At 60.9% G+C, this 14,111-nt stretch carries 17 protein-coding genes; 3 read left to right on the top strand and 14 right to left on the bottom strand.

Translation table 11 applies throughout. From position 1 onward, the window contains the following. Positions 1 to 10 precede the first annotated feature (10 nt). Entirely contained in the window at positions 11 to 919 is a 909-nt protein-coding gene (gene glsB / locus J3P89_RS09840) for a glutaminase B (protein WP_434573347.1), read from the bottom strand. Positions 920 to 1,145: 226 nt separating this feature from the next. Between glsB and J3P89_RS09835 the strand changes: the two genes are divergently transcribed. Beyond that, positions 1,146 to 1,340 carry a hypothetical protein gene (locus J3P89_RS09835; protein WP_434573346.1) on the top strand — a complete coding sequence of 65 codons (195 nt, stop codon included), beginning with the start codon at positions 1,146 to 1,148 and terminating at the stop codon, positions 1,338 to 1,340. A 6-nt stretch (positions 1,341 to 1,346) separates the two neighbouring features. On the opposite strand, the gene J3P89_RS09830 is transcribed toward J3P89_RS09835, so the two are convergent. From J3P89_RS09830 to J3P89_RS09775, 12 genes are all read right to left on the bottom strand, one after another. Beyond that, a complete protein-coding gene (locus J3P89_RS09830) occupies positions 1,347 to 2,366 on the bottom strand; it encodes a hypothetical protein (protein WP_434697403.1) in 1,020 nt (339 codons plus the stop codon). 231 nt (positions 2,367 to 2,597) lie between these two features. Continuing rightward, entirely contained in the window at positions 2,598 to 4,004 is a 1,407-nt protein-coding gene (locus tag J3P89_RS09825; RefSeq protein ID WP_434697402.1) for a saccharopine dehydrogenase C-terminal domain-containing protein, read from the bottom strand. A 101-nt stretch (positions 4,005 to 4,105) separates the two neighbouring features. Then, positions 4,106 to 4,915 (bottom strand): DUF3618 domain-containing protein, encoded by an 810-nt coding sequence (locus tag J3P89_RS09820; RefSeq protein WP_434630095.1) that lies wholly within the window; start codon positions 4,913 to 4,915, stop codon positions 4,106 to 4,108. Further along, complete coding sequence (locus J3P89_RS09815; RefSeq protein WP_434573341.1) at positions 4,912 to 5,343, bottom strand: phage holin family protein; 432 nt, start codon at positions 5,341 to 5,343, stop codon at positions 4,912 to 4,914. Before J3P89_RS09815 ends, J3P89_RS09820 begins: the two co-directional genes overlap by 4 nt. After that, a complete protein-coding gene (locus J3P89_RS09810; protein WP_434697401.1) occupies positions 5,343 to 6,023 on the bottom strand; it encodes a hypothetical protein in 681 nt (226 codons plus the stop codon). Before J3P89_RS09810 ends, J3P89_RS09815 begins: the two co-directional genes overlap by 1 nt. Positions 6,024 to 6,373: 350 nt before the next feature. Beyond that, the gene (locus J3P89_RS09805; RefSeq protein WP_434601204.1) at positions 6,374 to 6,874 is read right to left on the bottom strand and encodes a ferritin-like domain-containing protein; all 501 of its coding nucleotides are present in this window, start codon (positions 6,872 to 6,874) and stop codon (positions 6,374 to 6,376) included. A 126-nt stretch (positions 6,875 to 7,000) separates the two neighbouring features. Then, a complete protein-coding gene (locus tag J3P89_RS09800; RefSeq protein ID WP_434573336.1) occupies positions 7,001 to 7,930 on the bottom strand; it encodes a ZIP family metal transporter in 930 nt (309 codons plus the stop codon). A gap of 107 nt (positions 7,931 to 8,037) precedes the next feature. After that, positions 8,038 to 8,919: a manganese catalase family protein gene (locus J3P89_RS09795; RefSeq protein ID WP_434557679.1), complete on the bottom strand. Its 882-nt coding sequence runs from the start codon at positions 8,917 to 8,919 to the stop codon at positions 8,038 to 8,040. A 261-nt stretch (positions 8,920 to 9,180) separates the two neighbouring features. Beyond that, positions 9,181 to 9,558 (bottom strand): general stress protein, encoded by a 378-nt coding sequence (locus tag J3P89_RS09790; protein WP_039589227.1) that lies wholly within the window; start codon positions 9,556 to 9,558, stop codon positions 9,181 to 9,183. A 513-nt stretch (positions 9,559 to 10,071) separates the two neighbouring features. Continuing rightward, positions 10,072 to 10,320 carry a metallothionein gene (locus tag J3P89_RS09785; RefSeq protein ID WP_305500228.1) on the bottom strand — a complete coding sequence of 83 codons (249 nt, stop codon included), beginning with the start codon at positions 10,318 to 10,320 and terminating at the stop codon, positions 10,072 to 10,074. A gap of 26 nt (positions 10,321 to 10,346) precedes the next feature. Beyond that, positions 10,347 to 10,616: a hypothetical protein gene (locus J3P89_RS09780; RefSeq protein ID WP_434656964.1), complete on the bottom strand. Its 270-nt coding sequence runs from the start codon at positions 10,614 to 10,616 to the stop codon at positions 10,347 to 10,349. Between the two features lie 72 nt (positions 10,617 to 10,688). Beyond that, complete coding sequence (locus J3P89_RS09775) at positions 10,689 to 11,198, bottom strand: ferritin-like domain-containing protein (RefSeq protein ID WP_305500226.1); 510 nt, start codon at positions 11,196 to 11,198, stop codon at positions 10,689 to 10,691. Positions 11,199 to 11,378: 180 nt separating this feature from the next. Here J3P89_RS09775 and J3P89_RS09770 point away from each other — a divergent pair, with 180 nt between their 5' ends. After that, on the top strand, positions 11,379 to 12,206 hold the full coding sequence (locus J3P89_RS09770) for an NAD-dependent protein deacetylase (RefSeq protein WP_434697400.1): 828 nt from the start codon (positions 11,379 to 11,381) through the stop codon (positions 12,204 to 12,206). A gap of 111 nt (positions 12,207 to 12,317) precedes the next feature. Here the strand turns inward: J3P89_RS09770 and J3P89_RS09765 are convergent, their stop codons facing one another. Next, complete coding sequence (locus tag J3P89_RS09765) at positions 12,318 to 13,220, bottom strand: LysR substrate-binding domain-containing protein (protein ID WP_434697399.1); 903 nt, start codon at positions 13,218 to 13,220, stop codon at positions 12,318 to 12,320. Between the two features lie 167 nt (positions 13,221 to 13,387). Here J3P89_RS09765 and J3P89_RS09760 point away from each other — a divergent pair, with 167 nt between their 5' ends. Next, a complete protein-coding gene (locus J3P89_RS09760) occupies positions 13,388 to 14,086 on the top strand; it encodes a CoA transferase subunit A (protein WP_434573329.1) in 699 nt (232 codons plus the stop codon). Positions 14,087 to 14,111: the final 25 nt, after the last annotated feature.

Raw genomic sequence — 14,111 nt, 5'->3', positions numbered from 1 at the left:
TTTTTGGCTTCTAGAAAACCGACCAGCCGATCCGTTGGCTGAGCAGTTCCAGCGCGGCCATGCCGGCCAGGGAGTTGCCGGCGGTATTGAGTTCCGGCGACCAGACGCAGACGCTGAACTGCCCGGGCACCACCGCCACAATCCCGCCGCCCACGCCGCTCTTGCCAGGCAGGCCAACGCGATAGGCAAAGTTGCCGGCCTCATCGTACAAGCCGCTGGTGGCCATGATGGAGTTGACTTGCTGGGTCTGGCGAGCGCTGAGGATCTGCTCACCGCTGTGCTTGCAGAAACCATCGTTGGCCAGGAAGCAGAACGCCCGAGCCAGGTCGATGCAGTTCATTCGCAGCGCGCAATGGCTGAAATAGCTGCGCAATACCGCTTCCACGTCGTTATGGAAATTGCCGAAGGACTGCATCAGATAAGCCATCGCCGCGTTGCGGGCGCGGTGCTGGTATTCCGACTCGGCAACCTTGCCGTCTACCATCACTTGGGGATTGCCCGACAACCGTCGGACGAAATCGCGCATCGACAACGCCGGAGCGGCGAAGCGTGACTGGTTGATATCGCAAATCACCAAGGCACCGGCGTTGATGAATGGATTACGCGGCCGCCCGCGCTCGAATTCCAGTTGCACCAGGGAATTGAAGGGCTGGCCAGAGGGCTCATGGCCCAAGCGCTCCCAGATGGCTTCGCCGGAATGCTCGATGGCCTGCACCAGGCTGAAAACCTTGGAAATACTCTGCACCGAGAACGGCGTCTCGGCATCGCCCGCGCAATAGATCTCGCCATCGTTGCTGTACACGGCAATGCCGAGTTGATTGGCCGCCACGGTGCCGAGGGCAGGAATATAGTCGGCCACCTTGCCCTGACCAATCAGGGGGCGAACCGCATCGAGGATCTCGTTCAACAGTGCTTGCATGTGCGCAGGGGTCCGGTCATTCCCCGTTCGAGTGCGGGGATACAGACGCTAGACGCTGGTGGGTGGGGTCAGAGCACACTGATTATCTACCTTCAGGCACTCAACCCTTGTGGCGAGGGGATAAATCCCCTCGCCACAAGAGCCTCGCACAGTGCTTGAGCTGTGTGGGCGCTTGTCGTGAAATCCTGCGGTCTATAGTCAAGGATCAACCCGCAGGAGGTAACCGATGCGCCAGATCATGCAAAAGGAACCCTGGTGGGCCGCGCCGCCCCGGCCTGGGCAGGATGAAAGTGAATTGGAATGGGGCTGGCTGGTGGTCTACAGCGAAGGCGAGCCGCGTTTCGAGTTCATCAAGGAGCGTCCCACGGACGAACAGATCCGTCAGCGCAAAGGCTGCCGGGTCACGCTCGGGTCCGAGTGACCGCGCTCATGGTTCGATGACAGGCAGGAACACCGGTCGGTTGCTCAGGTCTGCCGCCACCAGGCTATCGTCGATTTGCCCAGCCAGGTAGTACACCGCCGCCATGACGCCGCTGAGGGGATGCTTGAGCGATTTGAACCACGCTTCCTCGAACGCCGCGCTCAGGCTTTTACGGATCTGCGCTTCCATTTCCGGCCGTTCGCCCTCATGGATGATCGCCCGGATGCCCGCCACGCCTACCGAAATCAGCGCCCCTGCCGCCTTCCCGGCGACGGCCGCCGCCGCACCGGTCGCTCCTCGCGTGGCGAACTGCGCCTCGATTTTTTCACTGGTACGTTGCGCCACCGTGGCAATCACGGCGTCCGACGGACCGGAACCGGTGTCGGCGGCTTTGTCGACATGATCGATCAGCGCCGCATAGGCCGGCAGTGTATTGAGCGGTTCGGTGTGGACCATTTCGTACAACGTTGCGTTGCGCGTCGCTGGCGGTCCCAGGTTGACGGCCGTAATTGCGTGCAGACGTCGATTCATCAGTTCGGTCGGGATTCGGTGCCGTTGCGCAATGACCTGGACCTGTTGGTTGAGCAGGCGCAGGTAATACCCCGTCGCGTTGGCCCGGATCGCCTCGGGATCGATTTCCACCGCCACCGGCTCCAGCACTTGCTCGCGATATTGTTCCTGCAGATAACCCGCCAGGCGCCTGGACGACGAGTCCGCCTCGCCCTTGGCGCTTGCCGAATACCAACTGACCTTCACGGCCAGCCACTCCTGGGTCCAGTAGCTGCTGAACCAAGGGATGAATGCAGCCTCGGTGCGCTCGTAGACCAGCACTCGCCATTGTTCCATCGATCCGCGCGCATAGAGTTCGGCTTGCTCGGTGGCGCTTTTCGACGCGGCGATGATCTGCCGGTCCGCCTGCCGCCAGGTGTCCGGCGCAATCACCACCGGGGCGACCTGTTGGCCGCGCTGCGACGTGGCGCACCCCGCCAGAACGAGCATCACGGCCAGCATCAGCGAACGCCGCACGATTGCGCCACCTTGGAATCTGTCATCCACGGAGCTGAGTATAGATCCATGGAAACAGAACCAGGCGGAACACCCAAAAACCGTGGCGAGGGAGCTTGCTCCCGCTGGGGCGCGTAGCGGCCCCTCGACCAGGCGATCCAATGAGTGAAATTGACCGGGTCGCCTGCATTGGGGGTTGCTGCGCAACCCAGCGGGAGCAAGCTCCCTCGCCACGAGTCGCGGTCGTGTCAGTTAAAACCGGGTGAAATGCTCGAATTGCCAGCCATCCGCCGCGCCGTCCTCGGACGGTTTATGCGAAGTGCCACTCGGCGTCCAGTCGGTGCGCTGCCCCACCAGAGTGCCGAGGTAGGGCCTGGCGACCTCCAGCACCCGCTCATGATCCAGCTGTTCCGGCTCGACGATGCCGCGATCCGGATGCTCAACCGCCCAGACGATGCCAGACAGCACGCCTGCCGCCACTTGCAGGGTGGTGGCACTGTTGAAAGGCACCAGCGCGCGAGCTTCGTCAATGCTCAGCACCGAGCCAAACCAGTAGGCATTCAGCTCATGCCCCATGAACAACACCCCCAGCGCATCCGCACCGCCGCTGTCGATTTCGCCGTTGAGGATGCGCTGCCGGGCTTGGGTTTGCCAGCCGCGACCGATCAGCTCGTGGACCGAGAGCAAGGCGTCGTTGCAGGGGTGGTAGGCGTAATGCAGGGTCGGTCGATAGATCAGTCGACGCTGGTCCTTCACGGTAAGCAGGTCGGCTGTGGAAGCGGTTTCATGATGGGTGATCATCAGCCCCAGGCATGGCCCGCCCAACGGCGTCCAAGTCTTGACCAGCACGCTGGCGCTCTGGCGTGCCAGGTAGATCGCATTGCGACTGCCGAAGCGATGGCGCCGGGCAGACGCTGGCCAGGTTCGCTCATGGCTGCCCCATGCCAGCTCCGCCGGTTGGCTGCCTTCGCTGATGAAGCCCTCCACCGACCAGGTGTTGACGAACTCATCGTCCTCCTTGGGTTGCCGGGAACGCTGGGTATCACGCTCGGCAAAATGAATCACCTTGATCCCCAATTCCATGCATAACCGGGCCCAATCGACACCGGCGCGGCGCTGAGGTATCGGATGCTCCAACTGCACCGCCAGCTCCACCAGGCCGGCCTTCAGCAAGTGGGTGATCAAGCCCGGATTGGCCCCGTGAGCGACCACCGCCGTCGGCCCTCCGGCCAATTTCTTGCGCAGGCTCAGGACCTGATAACGCAGCGCGTAATTGGTGCGATGGGAAAAATCCAGCTGCGGATCGTCATATCCGCCGGCCCACGGTTCGACACAGGTATCCAGGTACAGGACGCCCTTGGCGCAGGCATATTCGATAATTGCCAGGGAACTGACTTCCACCGAAAGATTGACGATGAAGTCACCGGGTTTGACCCAGCGATCCAGCGTCTGCGCGAAGGTTTGTTCGGTCAATGCCTTGCGGACAAAACGGATCCCCCGATCCTTGAACCAGAGGTTCTGGTCGATCACCGGCGCGATCACGGTAATTTGCCTGACCTCGATATGGTCCTGCCCCAGTACCAATGGCAACGTGGCCCGGGCGATGGAGCCGAAGCCGATGAAGACCAGGTGGCCGCTGAACGGAACCTGATGGTTCATGTGCCGCCTCCTTGACGGTTTACCGCGCCTGGAAATAACCAAGGCTGCCGTGAGTCCCGATAGATAAGGCGCGGGCCACCCCGCGCCGTATCATTGCCCGTTTACGAGGTACCCAGGCCGCCAGACAGATCCGCGCCGGAATGCGCGTGCCCGGTGGCCGGCGCAGCGCTTGGCTCGTCACGGTGCTCGGTGGTCTTGCTCACCGTATCGCGGACCGTTTCGTAGCCATCGCGGGCCTTTTGCTTGGCCTTGTCGGCCAGGCCGGCGCTGGTCTTGCCCATTACCCGCTGTTCGGTCGACGTGCTGGGTAGGGCTGCTCCGAGCATGGCGCCCAAGGCGATACCCGCTGCCGCCATCATCAGCGGTTGCTCCTTGAGCAGGCGGCTGAACTGATCGCCCAGATCCTGGGAACCGTGGGCCAGGCGGTCGCCTGTCTGCGTGGCGCTATGCCGTGCATTACGGGCGCTCGCCCCCAGGCCATCAGCCAGATGCGAGGCCTTGTCCTTGAGCTGATGAAACCCTTCGCGCAAGGAGTTGGTGGTGTCATGCAGATGACCGCGGGCGCTGTCCAGGCCACCGGACAGCCCCTCGCTCCAGCCATTGGTGTCCTGGTCGGGGCCAACGCGATAACCGACCCGGGGCGGGTGGTTCTGGCCGAGCATCAGCCAGCACAAGCCGACCGTGGTCAGCACGGTTGGCACCGGATTGTTGCGCACCGTCGTGCCCAGGTTGCCGAAAAATTCGGCGCCATTGCCTTTCACCATGCCCAAGGCCTGGTCAAGCATCTGCCCCGGCGTGAACTTGCTGCCCAAGGCATCGACGATGTGGCTGATATGGGCGCGCTGTTCGTCGATCTCGCGCTCGATGGTCTCCGGGCTCTTCTCCGCTTCAGTCTTCAATTCATCCTTCATGAGGCTTTCCTCCGCAGGGCTTCCTGGTCTTTGTGCATGGCATCGAGCGTTCGGTCAGGCTTGAAATGGGAAGGCTCGAATTGCTTCTTGCCGGACTGGACCATGACAAAACCGATGATCATCACCACCACGCCGACAATCAGCGCGGCCAGCCACGGCGCCATCATCGTGCTCAGGCCATACACCACTGCCATCAGGAGGATGATGAAGCCGGCCATCAGCACCATGGCGCCCCCGGCCACTGCGGCGATACCCGCCTTCAGGGTGTTGAGGCTCGCCTGGAATTCAGCCTTGGCCAGCGCCAGCTCCTTGGTAAAGAGCGAGGGGACTTCGTGGGTCAGTTGCCGCAGCAAGCCCATGACCGAGGCATCGTTTTCGGGCGTCGAGGCGCCGGCGGAACGCTGGATATCCGGGTCTGGTCGATTCATCACAATTCTCCTCTGGTATTGGCCAAACCCGGCAGCGAGCCGGTGGCGGAATCACTGGGATGGTCCTGAACGCTGGGTGAAGTCGGGGTTACGCCGGTGGCGAGGCCGCTGCTGGTCCCCGCCCCCGGACCGATAGGATCAGGCACAGGGTCAAAGGGGTGGGCGTCAAAGGGTTCGGCGTCGAAGGGCTGGGCGCCGAAACCTTCGGCGGCTGGATCCGACTCCGTGGAGGCAGGGCTTTGCACTTCGGTGGTGATCGGCGAGGTGCCAGCCTTGAGGAAACGCGACAGCCCAAACCCCACCGCAATACTGCCGGCGAGGAACAGGCCGGGGTTATCCCGCGCCAGGCGAGAGCCATCGTGCAGCAGCTCTTCAGCGCTCTTGTTGCGCAGTTTGCTGGCCAGGCCACTCATGCTGTCGGCCATGTCCGCCAGATAATGCGACAAGCCAAGGGTGTCGTTGGCTTCAAGCTCGGACATCGCGGACTTCGCGCCACGCGCCAGTGCATCGATCTGGTCCGCCGCGGTATCGCGGTACTGGCCGAAATGCGCATCGGCCTTTTCGCGGGCGCTGCCGATGGCTTCGTTAACGTCCTCCTTGATGTGGTTCAGGGATTCTTCAGGTCGTCCCTGGTTTGCGTTACCGCTTTGTCGCTCGGTGTTGTTGTCCGGGATAGTCATGTCTGTCCATCGCCTCCGTGATGAAAAACTCAACATCAGGCAAGCGCCAAAACGTTGCCTGGATAAGTGCCTCTCAGAACAAGTGACGGGACGCGCGGGAGCGTAGTTCCAACGAGTTTTATTGTCAGACGCTGTGCGGTCGTTGGGGGCGTTCGGCTGGGTTTCGCTTAAAAAAAATCGGGCATTGGGTGAACACCAATGCCCGATTCAACACTGCACCCGTGGCGAGGGAGCTTGCTCCCGCTGGGTTGCGCAGCAGCACTGAAAATTCCTGCGTCGACAACAACCTGGGCCTGCTGCGCAGTCCAGCGGGAGCAAGCTCCCTCGCCACAAGAGCTCGTCAATTCAACTCAGGTTTCCATCGTCGCCGCCTGGTTGCCGCCCTGCTCGGCGATTTTCGAAAGTTTCTCGTCGGTGGCTTTCTCTTCCTTGAGCGTCGCCAGCAACAAACCGACCACTTCGTCGCCCAGGTTCAAGTGCTTGGCCATGGCGATCAGCGTGCCGTAGCTGGCAATTTCGTAGTGCTCGATCTTCTGCTGGGCACCGATCAGCCCTGCATCGAGCACTGCGCCTTTTTCGATTTCTTCGATCAGCTCCTTGGACTCTTCCACCAGCCCTTCCATGGCAATGCATTTCATGCGCTTGAGCTTGATACCCGCCACTTCGACAAGGGTGTCGATGCGTTCGATCTGGCCTTGAGTTTCTTCAAGGTGATCGTTGAAGGCTTGCGCCAGCAAGGGGTTGGTGGTGGCTCGGGCCATGCGTGGCAAGGCACGAGTGATCTGTTTTTCGGCGCTGTAGACATCGGACAGTTCGTGAATGAACAGGTCCGTCACGGTTTTTCTGGCCATCTCGGCATCCTCCTTCGGGTTGAAGTGGTGAAGCGCCGCTTCACCTGTCATCAACACTGACCCGGAGCAAAATGCGGATGTTCAAGAAAATCCATGCACGCCTGGACAGAGGGTTCCGGGTGCGCTTTAACCCAGCGCAGTGTCGAGGAACATCATCACCGCAAAGCCCATCATCAGGCCCAGGGTCGCGGGTGTCTCGTGGCCGTTGCGATGGGTTTCCGGAATGACTTCATGGGACACCACGAAAATCATCGCCCCCGCCGCCAGCCCGAGGCTGATGGGGTAAGCCACGGCCACGCCCGAGGACATGCCCAGGCCGATCACCGCGCCCAGCGGCTCCATCAATCCCGAACCGACCGCGATAAGCGCGGCCCGCAGGGTGCTGATCCCGGTCACACGCAGCGCCATGGCAATGGCCAGGCCTTCGGGGATGTCCTGGATCGCGATAGCGGTGGTCAGGGGCAGACCGACCTTGAGATCGCCATTGGCAAAGCTGACGCCGATGGCCATGCCCTCCGGCAGGTTGTGCAGGGTGATCGCGAGGACGAACAACCACACCCGGTTGATGCGCTTGGCCTCGGGACCGCGGCGCCCACTCAGCTCATGTTCGTGGGGCACGAAGCGGTCGAGCCCGACCATCAGCGCGACGCCCAGCGCCAGGCCGATAACGACCACCAAGGCAGCAAGCAACTGGTTGCCGCAAATGATCTGCGCAGCCTCGATCCCCGGCAATATCAGCGAAAAAGAGCTGGCCGCGAGCATCATCCCGGCAGCGAAACCGAGCATGATGTCCTGGGTCCGCGATGAGATATCGCGTAGCACCACCGCCATCATCGCCCCCAGCGCGGTAGCGGCAAAACCGGATATCCCACCCAATGCCGCATAGCCGAGGTGTTGGCGATCGGCCCCCACCAGGGCGTTGTAGCCGCTATACAGCAGCAGTACGGCGACCAGTGCCAATCCCAGCCAGAAGCTCACGCCCAGCAGCAGGTTGTTTTGCACAGGATCAAGCCAGGTACGCCAGGGCGATCGGATCCGGGAGGTGGGCTGGTCCATCAAAGGTCCTTGTTGATTTGGCCGTGCAATACCCGACCGCCGAGCGCATTGGCAGAACGATCAGGCGGAATTTTCGGGCGGGGGGGCAAGGCCCCCTCGCCAACTTCTTACAATTTGTCACCTTGCATCCCCGAACCCAAATCGGCGCCCGTGGTGGGATTGCTTTCAGGATTGGACATCGTCCGCGCCTTCATGTCCATCAACAGTGCCTCGTCCTTTTCACTCAACTGCACGCTGGCCAGGCCATCGCCGCCGTCGACCGCTGGCGTCGGATTCTCGACGTACTCCCAATCGTCGCCCTGGTTCCATGGACCGCGCACGGTAGGTTCACCCTGGGACATGTTGAAGTACACGTTGGTGAACTCCGGCATGCCTGGCAGTTTACCTTGCGGGAAGTTGGGCTGGATGGAATGCAGGGCTTTTTCGAACGACAGCTGGTGGGCGATTTCCCGGGTCATCAAGAAGCCCAGGGCTTCTTTCACACCAGGATCGTCCGTCACGTTCATCAGCCGCTCATAAACGATCTTCGCCCGGGCCTCGGCGGCGATGTTCGAACGCATGTCCGCCGTCGGTTCGCCGATCGTATCGATGTAGGCGGCGGTCCATGGCACACCGGCCGAGTTGGTCAACGGCGAGCCGGCGCCATACAGCACACTGGTGATGTGCGAGTCATTGCCGGCCCCGTTGATTTCCCGGTACAGCTGGCCCTCCTGCTCGACGCCTTCAGCCATCTTGCCCTTGGCACCCTTGTTCAGCATGACGATGATCGAACCGATCACCTCCAGATGGCTGAGCTCTTCGGTGGCAATGTCCATCAGCAGGTCCTTGCGGCCCGGATCATCTTCGGACAAGGCTTGGGTGAAATAGCGCGACGCCGCCGCCAACTCGCCCTGGGCGCCGCCAAACTGTTCAAGCAACAGATTGGCCAGTCCTGGATTGGGCTCAGCGACACGCACGGTATATTGCAGTCGTTTGTTATGTACGAACATGGTAGAACTCCTCGATCAGGACACTCATGAGAACACTGCCGGCGGCAGGCCCATGAAAGTCAGAAGAAGTTAAACGGATAAGATTTGTTTTTTATTCAAGGCAGAAGACGAATGGTAGTTTCAATCAACAGAAACTCATCCACGTCTTAATATAAGTGAACAAACGGAGCCGGGCATGACATGACCGACGCTATTTAAATCGATAGTGGCCGAAACAGACCCCATGCCATCGGCATGGGGCCTGCAGAGACCACGGGGACATTACGATTTACGACCGCCACCGTGGCTGTTTTCACCGCCTTTCTTACCGGCTTCGGAAGCTTTTTCCCGGTCGTTGGCAAAGTTGCCACCCGACGCCTGGCCACCTTTGCGGCCCGCTTCAGAAGCCCGTTCAGGGTCATTGGCAAAGTTGCCACCCGAGGCTTGACCACCTTTGCGGCCGGCCTCTGCGGCACGTTCCGGATCGTTGGCAAAATTGCCACCCGACATATGGCCACCCTTACGGCCGGCCTCGGCTGCGCGTTCCGGATCGTTGGCGAAGTTGCCACCCGATGCCTGGCCGCCTTTCTTGCCGGCTTCCGATGCTTTCTCACGATCGTTAGCGAAATTGCCAGGGTTGTTATTGCCTGTATTTGCCATTTCATTCACCTCGTTAGTTGCTATTTGCGAACCCCGTTGGCTCGTACTTATTCGGAAAACCTGAACCGCTCAAGGTTTGAAGAAAGTGCTTCAAACGGCGACGAACGGTCATCCTGTTATTTATCTACCGCTGCGCCTGGCCTATATTGAAACTGGCTATCAAACAAGCGGCAATCAATTAACACTATCAAATTCAAAACCCTGTGGGAGCGAGCCTGCTCGCGAATGCAATTTATCAGTCGATACTAATGTTGAACTTTCCATTGCATTCGCGAGCAGGCTCGCTCCCACCAAAGGCGTCACTCCAAGCATGTAAAAACAGTGCGTGTCTTTCCACGCTGTCCGCCAAGGGCCGGATGGCGCCAGCACCCCATTGCACCGGTCTCGTCACCCAGGCCGCGCGCCGTTCCAGGAAGCCAAAACTCGCGAGCTGCCGGTGTTGTCTTGCACCACCGCACTGACCGGCTTGCGGTGTCCGGGCACCCTGTCGCCGATGCCCGGATAAAGCGATGTTCAGGGTGAAATCGGATCGCTGGCCGGGAACGTTTCCTCCAGCGCTTCATCCAGTTGGTTATTGGTAATGTCCCGCTCGCCGACCTTGCCACTTTGTTCACAATGACAATCCGCCGCCGGACATGGCTCGCCATTCGGGTGTTGTTCCGCGCAGGCCTGGCTGCAATAGGCCTCGCCGTCATGATTGAACACCCGCTCGGGATCTACCTCGCAATGGCAGCCGGGGCAGCCACACTGCAGTTCGCTCATGTTTGTCCTCCAGGGGACCGGTGTCGTCAGGATCCCACCAGTAATTGAACTTCAAGGTTGGCCGCCGCGACGCCGTGCTTCGCTACATACACTTCGTCGGTCCAGCCTTTGGTCAGGTTGCGATACGTCTGCATGCCAAGGGCCGCTCCGCTGTTCCATTCAATGACATCGCCAATGTCGACATCATTGGCGGGCCCTAGCTCAAGCACCGTGTGGCCGTCTTCTTCCGCCACATAGACGCCCACCCTGGCACTCTGTCGATTGATGGCTCTAACCTCACCGGTGGTCTGCTTCATACCTGTCCTCTTTGCGGTTGATGGCAGGTTTGGCGCGGCCGAACCGTGCCGGGCCGCGCCTCGCATTGCACCTCAGCGCTTGGCTTCGGTATGCGGATTGGCCGAACGCTCAAGGAACGCCTGGGTGATTTCCGGCAGATGATCGCGCAGCCATTCAGCCATGGCGATTTCCTGCGGCAGAATCTGCTCGCAGGCCTTTTGCGTTTCCACATCGCCGGCCACTTTCGCCGCTTCGATCAGCACCGTGTACGAAGCAATTTCCAGGTTCTCGAAGACGTAGCCACTCATGGCGCCCTTGACCACTTCGTCGCTCATCGCCATGCCACCCATGGCTTGACCGAACGCCATCAGCTTGCCGGCCATGTCCTTGAGCATCGACGGGCTACCGCCCAGGCGCTGGATGCATTGTTCCACCAGCTTCTGCTGGCCGAGCGTCTCTTCGATGTGCTGTTCGATCCGCGCCTTGAGCACGGGGTAGTGCTCCAGCCGCTCGGCCTGGGCCTTGAGCATTTTCTCCGCTTGCTGTTCCATGGCATGAGCGTCGTTGAGCCAATCCAGCAGGTTCTCTTTAGGGGTTGCCATTTACCTTCTCCTTAATCAGTGTTCATCGACGCACCGCAGTGCGAGAGCGCTGAAATACCGCACATAAGGTGGATGTCGCGCGCGCCGGGAAAGTTTGAACAATCACCTTCGGCGGGCGACGAAAGGCGCTTGGCGAAGCCGATGCTACCCTCAAGGAATCCAGGCCAGCGGAGTACACCCATGCCCGACGATCTACACCGTGACCCCGTCGAACAATTGCACGAATACCTGACCGGGCGGCGCTTCCTGGTGCTGACCGGAGCGGGCATCAGCACGCCGTCCGGCATACCCGATTACCGGGACAGCGACGGCGTGCGACGGGGCAGGCAACCGATGATGTACCAGGAGTTCCTCGCCAGGCCCGAAGCGCGACGGCGCTACTGGGCGCGAGCGATGCTGGGCTGGCCACGCTTGCGCCAGGCACGGCCGAACCAGGCCCATGAAGCCTTGGCGGCGTTGCAGGGGCAGGCGCGCATCAGCGGCTTGATCACCCAGAATGTCGACGCCTTGCATGACCGGGCCGGGAGCCGCGATGTCATCGAGTTGCACGGCAGCCTGCATCGGGTGGTGTGCCTGGACTGCGGCCAGCCGAGCGAGCGGCAGCAGATCCAGTTGTTGATGGAGGACCAGAACCCGTACCTGGCCGGTGTCGATGCGGTGCAAGCGCCCGACGGCGATACCTTGCTGGACCCGGCCTTCGAGGCCCGCTTTCAAATCCCCCGTTGCCCGCATTGCGATGGCGAACGCTTGAAACCCGACGTGGTGTTCTTTGGTGAAAACGTCGCCGCCGCTACCGCGACTCGCGCCACCGAGGCAGTCGGGCAGGCGGATGGATTGCTGGTGGTGGGATCATCGCTGATGGCGTATTCGGCCTTTCGCCTGTGCCGGGCGATCAAGGATCAGGGCAAGCCGCTGCTGGCGATCAACCGCGGCAAGACCCGCGCCGATGAGCTGTTGGATCTGAAGGTTGAAGTGGCTTGCGAAGACTTGTTGCCATTGCTGATCTAACACCGCCATCCACTGTGGGAGCGAGCTTGCTCGCGATAGCGTTGGATCAGTTGCATCAATGTTGGCAGACACACCGCTATCGCGAGCAAGCTCGCTCCCACAGGGATTGGGTTATGCCGAAGGTAACTGCGCGCCCATATCCTGATCCCTGAGCGTATCGAACATCGCCTGGGCCGCCGCCGACAATTCATGACCCGGCTTGGTCAGCACGCCGATGGCCCGCTCTATTACCGGATCGCTGAGGGTGATGCAGCGAGCGCCCAGCTCGTGCATCTGGCCGACACACAGAGCCGGTACGGCGCTCACGCCCAGGCCGCTGGCAACCATCCGCCCGACTGTCGCCAGCTGATGACTTTCAAACTCGACCGGCAATTTCATGCCGCGAGCCTGCAGATGCTCTTCGAGCATCACCCGTACCGTCGAGGGTCGTTGCAAGGTGATGAACGGCTGCTCCAGCAGCATTTGCCAACGGATCTCGCCGAGCTTGGCCAGCGGCGAATCCAGCGGCACCACCGCGACGAAGCGATCCAGGTACAACGGCGTGAACGCCAGCGACGAACTTTGCATCGGCTCGAACGCAACGCCCAGTTCCACGTGACGATCACGGACCATTTCCAGCACCTGCTCATTGATCACGTCGTTGACTGTGACGTTGACATTCGGGAACCGGGCGCGGAAGGTCTTGAGGATCGGCGGCAGCAGGTTGCCGGCAAACGAGGGCATCGCCGCCAGCGTCACGCGGCCGCGCTGCAAGGTGAAGCGCTGGCGCATTTCATCCTCGGCGTTTTCCCAGTCGGCCACCAGGCGGCGTGCCAATGGCAGCAGCGATTCACCCTCGGGCGTCAACGCCACGTTACGGGTGTTACGACTGAACAGGCGACCGCCGAGCCCTTCTTCCAGGCCCTTGATCGTCAGGCTCAGGGCCGATTGGGACAGATGTAGCCGCTCGCCGGCGACGGCGAAGCTCAGGCTCTGGGCCACGGCGAGGAAGGCGCGGATTTGCTTGAGGGTCATGGTCGCTGCGCTCCCAGCGGCAAGCAGTGAGTTCCAAGCTGCAAGTGAAGGGCAGCAACTATTGAGTTTTATCAATCAATCACACGTAAAAATCAACTTAACAAATATATGACTTGGCGCAACACTGCATTTCATTGCGACCCCACTCAAGAATAAAAGAGGTGTCTATGGCAGGTTTCGACAAACGCGTGAGCTCCTATGAGGAAGCGCTTGAGGGCTTGAAGGACGGCATGACTGTCATTGCCGGCGGCTTCGGCTTGTGCGGTATCCCGGAAAACCTGATCGCCGAGATCAAGCGCAAGGGCACCCGCGATCTCACCGTGGTTTCCAACAACTGCGGCGTCGACGGTTTCGGCCTCGGCGTGCTGCTGGAAGACCGGCAGATCCGCAAGGTAGTCGCCTCCTACGTTGGCGAAAACGCCCTGTTCGAGCAGCAACTTTTGAGTGGCGAAATCGAAGTCGTGCTCACCCCCCAAGGCACCCTCGCGGAAAAAATGCGTGCGGGTGGCGCTGGCATCCCGGCCTTCTTCACCGCCACCGGCGTCGGCACGCCAGTGGCCGAAGGCAAGGAAGTGCGTGAGTTCCATGGTCGCCAGTACCTGATGGAAGAGTCCATCACCGGTGACTTTGCCATTGTCAAAGGCTGGAAGGCAGACCATTTCGGTAATGTGGTCTATCGCCATACCGCGCAGAACTTCAATCCGCTGGCCGCCACGGCGGGCAAGATCACCGTGGTCGAAGTCGAGGAAATCGTCGAGCCCGGCGAGTTGGACCCGGCGCACATCCATACGCCCGGAATCTACGTCGACCGGGTCATTTGCGGCACGTTCGAAAAGCGCATCGAACAGCGCACCGTGCGTAAGTGATCCCCTGCCCCCGGCCCGAATGAAG

Origin of the sequence: Pseudomonas sp. Z1-14 (assembly GCF_051132005.1) — a bacterium.
Taxonomy (GTDB): domain Bacteria; phylum Pseudomonadota; class Gammaproteobacteria; order Pseudomonadales; family Pseudomonadaceae; genus Aquipseudomonas.
This window is presented reverse-complemented; position numbering and strand designations above follow the sequence as displayed.

Excerpts from the sequence above, each read along its gene's own strand:
- J3P89_RS09825 (WP_434697402.1), bottom strand. The coding sequence starts at position 4,004 with ATGAACCATCAGGTTCCGTTCAGCGGCCACCTGGTCTTCATCGGCTTC.
- J3P89_RS09805 (WP_434601204.1), bottom strand. The coding sequence starts at position 6,874 with ATGGCCAGAAAAACCGTGACGGACCTGTTCATTCACGAACTGTCCGAT.
- J3P89_RS09780 (WP_434656964.1), bottom strand. The coding sequence starts at position 10,616 with ATGAAGCAGACCACCGGTGAGGTTAGAGCCATCAATCGACAGAGTGCC.
- J3P89_RS09815 (WP_434573341.1), bottom strand. The coding sequence starts at position 5,343 with ATGAATCGACCAGACCCGGATATCCAGCGTTCCGCCGGCGCCTCGACG.
- J3P89_RS09775 (WP_305500226.1), bottom strand. The coding sequence starts at position 11,198 with ATGGCAACCCCTAAAGAGAACCTGCTGGATTGGCTCAACGACGCTCAT.
- J3P89_RS09790 (WP_039589227.1), bottom strand. The coding sequence starts at position 9,558 with ATGGCAAATACAGGCAATAACAACCCTGGCAATTTCGCTAACGATCGT.
- J3P89_RS09810 (WP_434697401.1), bottom strand. The coding sequence starts at position 6,023 with ATGACTATCCCGGACAACAACACCGAGCGACAAAGCGGTAACGCAAAC.
- J3P89_RS09835 (WP_434573346.1), top strand. The coding sequence starts at position 1,146 with ATGCGCCAGATCATGCAAAAGGAACCCTGGTGGGCCGCGCCGCCCCGG.
- J3P89_RS09800 (WP_434573336.1), bottom strand. The coding sequence starts at position 7,930 with ATGGACCAGCCCACCTCCCGGATCCGATCGCCCTGGCGTACCTGGCTT.
- J3P89_RS09785 (WP_305500228.1), bottom strand. The coding sequence starts at position 10,320 with ATGAGCGAACTGCAGTGTGGCTGCCCCGGCTGCCATTGCGAGGTAGAT.
- glsB (WP_434573347.1), bottom strand. The coding sequence starts at position 919 with ATGCAAGCACTGTTGAACGAGATCCTCGATGCGGTTCGCCCCCTGATT.
- J3P89_RS09820 (WP_434630095.1), bottom strand. The coding sequence starts at position 4,915 with ATGAAGGATGAATTGAAGACTGAAGCGGAGAAGAGCCCGGAGACCATC.
- J3P89_RS09770 (WP_434697400.1), top strand. The coding sequence starts at position 11,379 with ATGCCCGACGATCTACACCGTGACCCCGTCGAACAATTGCACGAATAC.
- J3P89_RS09765 (WP_434697399.1), bottom strand. The coding sequence starts at position 13,220 with ATGACCCTCAAGCAAATCCGCGCCTTCCTCGCCGTGGCCCAGAGCCTG.
- J3P89_RS09795 (WP_434557679.1), bottom strand. The coding sequence starts at position 8,919 with ATGTTCGTACATAACAAACGACTGCAATATACCGTGCGTGTCGCTGAG.
- J3P89_RS09760 (WP_434573329.1), top strand. The coding sequence starts at position 13,388 with ATGGCAGGTTTCGACAAACGCGTGAGCTCCTATGAGGAAGCGCTTGAG.